Below are 8040 nucleotides of genomic sequence, written 5' to 3' on the forward strand. Positions count from 1 at the left end.
AAATCGACCAATGATGCCAGATCCTCTTTGTCGAAAGCTGGGATCATTATAGGACCTGTAGACACCGAAGACCAGATCATAGCCATGGTCTATTAAGGGTATAATCTTTAAAAGATCATTAATATCATGCTGGCCATCATCATCCATGGTGAGTACATAGTCACCACTACATAGGTGCAAACCCTTATAAATGGCCATTTGCTGTCCTTGATTAATTTCTAGGCGAATCCCCTTGACGCCTTCAAAGCGCATAGAGATTGACTGAATCTGTTTCCAGCTCTCATCCTGACTAGAGTCATCCACAAGAATAATCTCATATAAGTATTGGTGATGGTCAAAAAAATATACCAGCTTATCTACCAATGATTCAATTGTTTTTTCACTGTTATAAACAGGAATAACCACTGAAAACTTCAAAATTGACCCCTTTCTTGAAGGCTTTATTGAGTCAATAATTCCCTTCAATTTTTATCATGGCTATTTAAGGCAAGGCAATAATCTGTTAAACTAAAAGCATCAAACACCATAAAAGAATATATGAAAAGGACGTGTCCTATGAATAAACTTGATTGCTTCGGCGATATTTGCCCCATACCACTTTTAAAAATGCAAAATGAAATTGAACACCTGTCACCTGGTGACTCTTTTCAAATGGTGGTTGACCACAGCTGCGTCATTGAATCCATCAAAGAGACTTTAAAAAAGAGCACTTTGACATATGAAATAGACGAAGTGCTCAATGGCGTATGGGAAATCACAATAACGAAACAACTTGACTAGCAAAACTCTTTGGCACCATGATCGATGAAGTAATGGTAGATATCCGTTACCGCTTTCTCACGACTGCACTTGCGTCTTGTGACCAAATAAATATCATAATCCAAATCAAAATTTTGAACCTCTATGATTTTAAATCTCTTTTCATAGAGTTCTTTTTTTACAGACATATAGGGCAAGAAGCAAATGCCCAGATTGTTGTTGACAGAAGATTTTGCCGCTGGTATTGAATCCACCTTAAACATAATCGGAATTTGTTCCATATGAAGTCCAAGTGGTTTTAATTTATGCTTTAAAAAAGATGAAATGGTCAAGGCGTCATCATCAAGAAGCACCATTTCATGATTTAAGAGTTCATTTACATCTATAAGATCTGGTATTCTCGAACTGCTATTGGCTACCAACACAATTCTCTCTTTACCAATCTTGCTAAATTCCAAACGGTCATCACAAGGCTCTTCAGTAACAAAACTCAAATCCGTCAATTCGTTAATTAAATCATTAATCGACTCCATATTTGATTTTGAATGCATTTCAAAATTGTATTTAGGAAATGCTTTTTTGACCTTGTATAAAACACAAGGCAAAGAATAATTTACAAGTGAAAGATAGCCATTGATTTTAATGTTTTCAAAACTGTTTTCAAGTTGCTCAAGCTCTTCCTTTAGCTTATCCTTAATCCTAAGCATGGTTCCAGAATACTTAAATAAAATCCTACCAGCCTCTGTGGGTAAAACCCCTTTATTACTTCTCTCAAGCAGCTGATAGCCCACCTCATCCTCTAACTTCTGAATGTTTTGGCTAAGTGCAGACTGGGAAATGTGGCGATTCGCTGCAACCTTTGATATGCTTTTGGTTTCGACAACTTCTCTAAAATATTCAAGTGCATTTAAATTCATACTACACCTCTTCGTTTCTATTATGTCCGATTAAACATCAATTTGGGTATCACTTTTTCTTATACTGATTTAGAATTGCCATTGATGATTTGTTTCAATAAAATGTTATCATATTACTGTGAGATTGTTAAGAGTATAGCAAACTTTATTTTTAGGAGTGTGAAAAAATGGCTGAATCAAGACAAGCAGCAACGTCTAGACGCTCTTCTGCAAACCGTAAACCAAAGAAAAATCAAATCCCATTTGGATTTGTTGCAGTGTTTTTATTTATAGCAATTGCAATTTGGTTAAACACAAAATCAAGTACCCTATCCATATTCTGGATGACGGGTATCGCCTTTGGCTTCATTCTTCAAAAAGGGCGTTTTTGTTTCACGGCTTCTATGCGTGATCCTTATTTAACCGGCGGTACTTCATTAACCCGCGCTGTCATCATCGCACTTGCACTCACTACGATTAGCTTTACAGCAATCAAATATGGCTATGCAAGCGCAGGGCTCCCAATTCCGGGAATGAGCTATGTTGTCCCAATCAGTTTTGCCACTTTAATAGGGGCATTTATGTTTGGTGTGGGTATGGTAATCGCAGGCGGTTGTGCATCAGGTACATTAATGCGTGTTGGCGAAGGCTTCTATATGAACCTTTTAGCATTGGTATTTTTCGTTATCGGCTCTCTACTTGGAGCGCATGACTTTGGATGGTGGAAAGACCATTTCATTTCAAAGGGCACCTCAATCTTCCTACCGGATGTCTTTGGTTGGATGGGTGCCGTAATTTTACAGCTTGGTGTTTTATTGGCACTATATATTTTGGCAGAACAATATGAGAAAAAAAGAGGCGCATCACACTAGTGGTGTTAAAATACTAAAATTTTTGGAGGATTAAAATGAAAGAGATATTATTAGATTGTTTCGGAGAAGCTTGTCCAGTACCTTTAGTAAAGGCTCAAAATAAACTTAAAGAGTTAGAAATCGGCGATGTCCTCATCGTTCAAATCGACCATAGCTGTGCTATGAAAAACGTTCCTGAGTGGGCTAGAAAAGAAGGCTATAACGTAGAAGTTGAAGAAGTTGAAGATGGTGAGTGGGAAGTTATCATCGAGAAAAACAAATAAGCATAAATTTTAGGAGGTTGTCATGAACGAATTTGTATTAGATTGCTACGGCGAAGCATGTCCAGTGCCTTTGGTAAAGGCTCAAAATAAACTTAAAGAATTGGCAGTTGGCGATGTCCTCATCGTTCAAATCGATCACAGCTGTGCTATGAAAAACGTTCCGGAATGGGCTAGAAAAGAAGGCTATAACGTAGAGGTTGAAGAAGTTGATGATGGCGAATGGGAAGTTATCATCGAAAAAAATAAATAACACCAACTTGGAGGTGTCTAAATTGGAAAAGAAAGAAGCAAAGTTCTTTGATCAAATGAAGAACAATGAATATTATATCAAGTGGCTTAAAAATCCAATCACCTATGTTACTGCTGCGGTTCTTTTATCACTTTTTCAAACCGTAACACTTGCAGTTACCAAAGAACCATGGGGTGTATCTGGTGTGTTCGCATACTGGGGCGCATGGGTTTATGAAGCTGTGGGCGGTTCAGTGGACAAGTGGTATTATTTCGCAAGCACAGGTGCCCAAAATGTATTAAACAATGGTTTTATCAACCATGCGGGCACTTGGCGTAACCTTGGTATCATTGTTGGTGCACTCTCGGCGACACTTTTAGCTTCAGGCTTTAAGATTAAAAAGATCAAATCAAAAAAACAAGTCATTGCAGCCTCTCTAGGCGGCTTACTTATGGGCTATGGTGCACGTCTGGCTTTTGGATGTAACATCGGTGCCTTATACAGCGGTATCGCATCATTGTCACTCTCAGGATGGGTATTTGCCATTGGGATGTTTTTTGGTGCAATTGTCGGCAGTAAACTTTTAGTTAAGTTCTTTATGTAAGATTGACTTACTAAATCAAGAAAGGAACAATAGATGGCTAGAGAAAAAACAGTTGAACATTATGATGTGGTAATCATAGGTGGTGGTCCTGCAGGACTCAGTGCTGCAATCTATGCAGGCAGAGCAAGACTTAACACACTCCTTATTGAAAAAGCATTGATTGGTGGTCTCGCGACTTATACAAACGAAATTTCAAATTACCCTGGATTTCCAAACGATCCTAAAGGTGAAACCATTACCAATCTAATGAAAGAACAAGCAAAAAAGCTCGGCGTTAATTTTAAGCTCACTGCAGTAACAAGCGTTGATCTTAAGGGTGAGGAAAAAATCGTTGAGACTTTTAGAAACAAATATATTTCAAAAACTGTAATCATTGCCACTGGTGGACGACCACGTACCACTGGAGCAGAAAACGAAGAGAACTATCTCTTTGATAAGGGCATTTCATTCTGTGCAACCTGTGATGCTGCTGCAAACACAGATAAACATGTTGTTGTCATCGGTTCAGGAGATGCTGCAATTGAAGAAGGTATGTTCCTCACTAAGTTTGCCAGCAAAGTTACGGTTTCTGTAATGCATGATGAAGGCATTATGGATTGTAACGAAATCGCACGCCAAGCGGCACTTGCAAATCCTAAAATGGAATTTGTTTGGAACTCTGTTGCTAAGCGTTTTGAAGGTGAAGGTCATCTCGAGACTGTGGTCCTTAAAAATGTAAAAACAGATGAAGAAATCCCTGTGAATTGCGATAACTGTTTTGAATTTATCGGTTATCTGCCAAATACAGAGCTATTTGAAGGCATCATTGCTATGACACCAAGAAAATACATTCCTGTAACTGAGAAAAAAGAGACCAACATCGAAGGTGTCTTTGCAGTTGGTGATGTTACTGATAAGTGGCTTAAGCAAGTTGCAACAGCTGTGGGTGATGGTGCAATCGCAGGTACTGCTGCTGAACGTTATATCGCTGAGAAAGAAATCTTTGACAATTGCATTATGCAGAAGGAAAAGCAAGGTCTTATCTATGTTTATAATGCAATCGATGTGCCTTCAAGAGATTTCCTCCCTCATATTGAGGCGATTGAAAATGAAAACAAGGGCAACCTTATCGTCAATCGAATTGACACTTATAAATCAAATGGCTTGGCACTTAAACTGGGCGTAGAACAAATTCCAGCAATCGTTATTACCAGAGAAGGTAAGATTGTTGAAAAGCTCTATGAACTGGACAAAGCTCAAATTATCAACGCTTTATAACCTACATTCATTCAATATAAAAGGATTCCCCAATGATTGCCGTCTTAAAAAGCAGATCACTGGGGAATCTTTTTTTAGCTCATGAATATTCACTTAATCACGATTTGCATAATTGCTATATGCATAATTGCGAGTTATATAATTACTATTTACATAATCGCGAGTTACTTATTGATTACTTACTTATTGATTACTTTTTCAATGCTCATTTTACTTTATATAATAGCAGCAGTAGTCAGCCATTTGATCGATCTTAACTTGAAACTTTGAGTTGGCTTCTACTTCAAATTTCTCGCCTTCATTTACTGTGATCCACGAAGTCTCCCCTGGAAGCAATACTGCCATGCTACCACCGAGAATTTCCATAATCTCTTTATCGGCTGTTCCGAAAGTATAATCCCCCGCCTGCATAAAACCTAAAGTCACTTTCTCACCACTTTCCAAATAAACGGTGCGGCTGTTCACTTTGCCACCAAAGTAGACATTTGCTTTTAATTCAACACTTACATTTTCAAATTGTTTTTTCATATCGATTCTCCTTTTATTTTAATTGTGTGTAATGCCATCTTTATGTTTTTTTGTTACCGTTCTCATCTAACCGCTTTTCGCAAGTTGGTGATTCTTTCTCAAAGCTGGATGAGAACTAATGATATATAATAATAGCTGATTTATGGAATACATAAATCAGCTATCATGGTGTTTGATTCAATTTTGTGCAAACCTTATTAGAGGATTGCATTAAACCTTATTGTTAGAGCCTCTCGTCTTTTGATTCTTTTTGCTCGTTGAAGAAGCGCCCATTTTTTTATTGACTTGGAATTCTTGTTTTCTTTGATTATCCTTTTTTTTCTTCTCCAAAAACTCTTTCATTTTTTCCATATTTTTTTCGGACATAACTTTGCCTCCGGTTCACTTATATAAGTCAATTAGAATTATTTTTATACTCACTCATTATAGCAAGTTTCACGAAAATTACAATCCTATTTTCGGCATGTCCCATCGAATAGTGAGTCGTTTTTTTAAGGTGTTGAATATTAAATGATCTATAATTATCCCACAAATCATTATGCCCAGAACCCCACTGTAAACACTCACTGTATCCATCATCATCCTTCGCTCATAAATCAACCAGCCAATCCCCATGTGCTGACCCACCATGCCAAAGATCATCTCTATGCTGATAATGGCACGCCAGCCTCTGTTAAAGCCGTTTTGAAGGCCCGCCAGTAGGTCCGGAATAGAACCAAGAAAATAGATGTAAAATAGCCTTTTCCTGAGTGAAATCGGAAAAGCGCTTTCAAGCTCAAAAAATCTAGCCGTCAGGCGATCTTGATTGAGTTTAAGCTGAATCCAAAGCGGCCAAAGCGTCGCATGAAACATTAAAAAGACAATTGCTTTTGTGGTGAGTCCAAACCATAATATCACAAGGGGCAAAATAGCAACACTTGGGATAGGGCTGAAGATGGTGTAGCACAGGTCAAAGGCTTGTTGAAATAGAGGACTCACCTTGGTTAAAAACAACATGCCCCCCACTGCCATAAGACTTAAAAAAAGTGCCATAAACACCTGTGATAAAGACATGAAAATGCCCTTTAATATTTCAGCATTTGAAAAAAGACCACTTAAAATGTCTTCCACTGGCGGAAAAAGGGCTTGAGGATAAATCCTACTGTAGGCAACTACTTGCCAGACCACTATAATCGTCAGGACAAAAATCGCTTTAAAGTAAGGGCCCTTGATCTCTTCTAGACGCTTTTTTTTCACATGCTTGCTATCAAATTTTAATGAGGTTTTTATTATTGCCATTTTAAAGCCTCTTCCTCATATTGGTTTTGGATTATTTCCTGGTCATTCATAAACTCAATGAACCGACTTAAACCCTTTACCTCTTCAGAATAGGTCATATACTTAAGGGCTTCCAGTTCAGATGCACTGTATTTTTCAAGTAGTATTTCATAGGCCTTGTCTGGTGACGCCTTCATAAAGGCTATAGACCTTCGAATTGCACCTTCAACAGCCTGATAGAGTTCACGATCTTCATACACACGCTCTGGACAGATGCCAACGATAAAGGTAAACTCACCACCAAAACAGGTCTCACCATCCACCAATAACCTAAAATTTTCTTGGTCTAGCTCCTGATTCAAATAAGGTGGTGATGTGAAATGGAGTAAATCTGTCTGGTTATTGGTCATGGCCAAAAGACCATCTGGATGCGACATGGATACAAGCTTTGTGTCAAATGCCTTTGCATCGCCAAGTTCTTGCTCTGCATACATGCTCAAAAGAATATGTTGAATGCTCCCAGGCTGAGGTAGAATAATCCTTTGATCCTCTCTTATGGTCTCAAGTGAATCTGTTTCTTTAGGCGCAACAAGACCTAGAGGACTTTCTGATAGGCCCACCATAATGCGCCAATCCATCCCCTTGTCCTTGCCTATTAAAAAAGGGGGTATCCCTACAAATCCAAAATCCAGTTCATCTGCGAGCATGGCTTCTCTCATTGCAGCAGTGTTGGGGAGTTTTTTCCAAACCACCTCAACATCGAGTTTGGCAGTCTTTAGCGCATCCTCTAAATAGCCATTATGTCTCATGATATCCAGTGGTGCATATGCCAAGCCATATTGATCTGCAAGTATGACCTCTTTTTTCTCGGGCACTCTGCCACAACTTGATAAGACTACAAGGGCTAAGACCAAGCTTAAAAGAATGGTCCAATTTTTCATATCAATCTTATGATGCGCTTTATACTTATTATTCTTATACTTATTTTGCCTCATATTACAATGATGTTCTCTTACACGATAATTCATAAGCACCTCAATGTTTGTTATTTTTTTATCAAATTATAACATACATGATTTGTCCTCATGTCTTTTAAATTCTAATATTACATTCGTATATTCGATGACAAATTGAAAAAACAATTGAACACCCTTTAGGAAGCATTTATTTAGAGACCCTTTATTATAAAACCTTGTTAAAACACAAGTAAGTGACATCGAGTCTGGAGTCTGTTGTAAAAGACAACAAATTGACTTTGAAATCAAAATGGTCGCTTATTAAACAAGACAAATCCTCTGAACGATCACTGTAAAACTGGTTTCTCAAATAATTGACCATATTGACGTTATTTTCATTTTTTATCATATTTTTTTCA

The 8040-nt window shown here is 37.9% G+C and carries 13 protein-coding genes; 6 read left to right on the forward strand and 7 right to left on the reverse strand.

Annotation, left to right across the window (positions count from 1 at the left end; translation table 11 throughout):
• The coding region (locus AC220I_RS14635; RefSeq protein ID WP_486724595.1) for a glycosyltransferase at positions 1 to 417 on the reverse strand (417 nt) is incomplete at its 3' end.
• Positions 418 to 555: 138 nt separating this feature from the next.
• Here AC220I_RS14635 and AC220I_RS14640 point away from each other — a divergent pair.
• Positions 556 to 780 carry a sulfurtransferase TusA family protein gene (locus AC220I_RS14640; RefSeq protein ID WP_486724596.1) on the forward strand — a complete coding sequence of 75 codons (225 nt, stop codon included), beginning with the start codon at positions 556 to 558 and terminating at the stop codon, positions 778 to 780.
• On the opposite strand, the gene AC220I_RS14645 is transcribed toward AC220I_RS14640, so the two are convergent.
• On the reverse strand, positions 777 to 1676 hold the full coding sequence (locus tag AC220I_RS14645) for a LysR family transcriptional regulator (RefSeq protein ID WP_486724597.1): 900 nt from the start codon (positions 1674 to 1676) through the stop codon (positions 777 to 779). The genes AC220I_RS14640 and AC220I_RS14645 overlap by 4 nt on opposite strands.
• Before the next feature lie 167 nt (positions 1677 to 1843).
• On the opposite strand from AC220I_RS14645, the gene AC220I_RS14650 reads away from it, so the two are divergent.
• The 5 genes from AC220I_RS14650 to AC220I_RS14670 are packed head-to-tail and all read left to right on the forward strand — an operon-like array spanning position 1844 to position 4880.
• Positions 1844 to 2527, forward strand: a complete 684-nt coding sequence (locus tag AC220I_RS14650) for a YeeE/YedE thiosulfate transporter family protein (protein WP_486724598.1) — start codon at positions 1844 to 1846, stop codon at positions 2525 to 2527.
• 35 nt (positions 2528 to 2562) lie between these two features.
• Positions 2563 to 2790, forward strand: coding sequence for a sulfurtransferase TusA family protein (locus AC220I_RS14655; RefSeq protein ID WP_486724599.1), 228 nt, complete (start codon positions 2563 to 2565; stop codon positions 2788 to 2790).
• 22 nt (positions 2791 to 2812) lie between these two features.
• A complete protein-coding gene (locus AC220I_RS14660) occupies positions 2813 to 3040 on the forward strand; it encodes a sulfurtransferase TusA family protein (RefSeq protein WP_486724600.1) in 228 nt (75 codons plus the stop codon).
• Between the two features lie 22 nt (positions 3041 to 3062).
• The gene (locus AC220I_RS14665) at positions 3063 to 3623 is read left to right on the forward strand and encodes a YeeE/YedE thiosulfate transporter family protein (RefSeq protein ID WP_486724601.1); all 561 of its coding nucleotides are present in this window, start codon (positions 3063 to 3065) and stop codon (positions 3621 to 3623) included.
• A gap of 33 nt (positions 3624 to 3656) precedes the next feature.
• Positions 3657 to 4880 (forward strand): FAD-dependent oxidoreductase, encoded by a 1224-nt coding sequence (locus AC220I_RS14670; protein ID WP_486724602.1) that lies wholly within the window; start codon positions 3657 to 3659, stop codon positions 4878 to 4880.
• Positions 4881 to 5090: 210 nt separating this feature from the next.
• Here AC220I_RS14670 and ppnP read toward each other — a convergent pair whose 3' ends face one another.
• The 5 genes from ppnP to AC220I_RS14695 form a co-directional block, all read right to left on the reverse strand.
• Positions 5091 to 5408: a pyrimidine/purine nucleoside phosphorylase gene (gene ppnP / locus AC220I_RS14675; protein WP_486724603.1), complete on the reverse strand. Its 318-nt coding sequence runs from the start codon at positions 5406 to 5408 to the stop codon at positions 5091 to 5093.
• 210 nt (positions 5409 to 5618) lie between these two features.
• Positions 5619 to 5774 (reverse strand): hypothetical protein, encoded by a 156-nt coding sequence (locus AC220I_RS14680; protein ID WP_486724604.1) that lies wholly within the window; start codon positions 5772 to 5774, stop codon positions 5619 to 5621.
• 78 nt (positions 5775 to 5852) lie between these two features.
• Positions 5853 to 6686 carry an ABC transporter permease gene (locus AC220I_RS14685; protein WP_486724605.1) on the reverse strand — a complete coding sequence of 278 codons (834 nt, stop codon included), beginning with the start codon at positions 6684 to 6686 and terminating at the stop codon, positions 5853 to 5855.
• Complete coding sequence (locus tag AC220I_RS14690; RefSeq protein ID WP_486724606.1) at positions 6677 to 7693, reverse strand: ABC transporter substrate-binding protein; 1017 nt, start codon at positions 7691 to 7693, stop codon at positions 6677 to 6679. Before AC220I_RS14690 ends, AC220I_RS14685 begins: the two co-directional genes overlap by 10 nt.
• A gap of 154 nt (positions 7694 to 7847) precedes the next feature.
• Positions 7848 to 8040, reverse strand: a 193-nt coding sequence (locus tag AC220I_RS14695; RefSeq protein WP_486724607.1) for a hypothetical protein, incomplete at its 5' end; no start/stop codon positions are given.

This window comes from Fusibacter sp. (assembly GCF_057447755.1).

Bases quoted from the DNA above. Each gene is read 5' to 3' on its own strand.
- AC220I_RS14660 (WP_486724600.1), top strand. From the start codon at position 2,813: ATGAACGAATTTGTATTAGATTGCTACGGCGAAGCATGTCCAGTGCCT.
- AC220I_RS14645 (WP_486724597.1), bottom strand. From the start codon at position 1,676: ATGAATTTAAATGCACTTGAATATTTTAGAGAAGTTGTCGAAACCAAA.
- AC220I_RS14640 (WP_486724596.1), top strand. From the start codon at position 556: ATGAATAAACTTGATTGCTTCGGCGATATTTGCCCCATACCACTTTTA.
- AC220I_RS14655 (WP_486724599.1), top strand. From the start codon at position 2,563: ATGAAAGAGATATTATTAGATTGTTTCGGAGAAGCTTGTCCAGTACCT.
- AC220I_RS14690 (WP_486724606.1), bottom strand. From the start codon at position 7,693: ATGAATTATCGTGTAAGAGAACATCATTGTAATATGAGGCAAAATAAG.
- AC220I_RS14650 (WP_486724598.1), top strand. From the start codon at position 1,844: ATGGCTGAATCAAGACAAGCAGCAACGTCTAGACGCTCTTCTGCAAAC.
- AC220I_RS14670 (WP_486724602.1), top strand. From the start codon at position 3,657: ATGGCTAGAGAAAAAACAGTTGAACATTATGATGTGGTAATCATAGGT.
- AC220I_RS14680 (WP_486724604.1), bottom strand. From the start codon at position 5,774: ATGTCCGAAAAAAATATGGAAAAAATGAAAGAGTTTTTGGAGAAGAAA.
- AC220I_RS14685 (WP_486724605.1), bottom strand. From the start codon at position 6,686: ATGGCAATAATAAAAACCTCATTAAAATTTGATAGCAAGCATGTGAAA.
- ppnP (WP_486724603.1), bottom strand. From the start codon at position 5,408: ATGAAAAAACAATTTGAAAATGTAAGTGTTGAATTAAAAGCAAATGTC.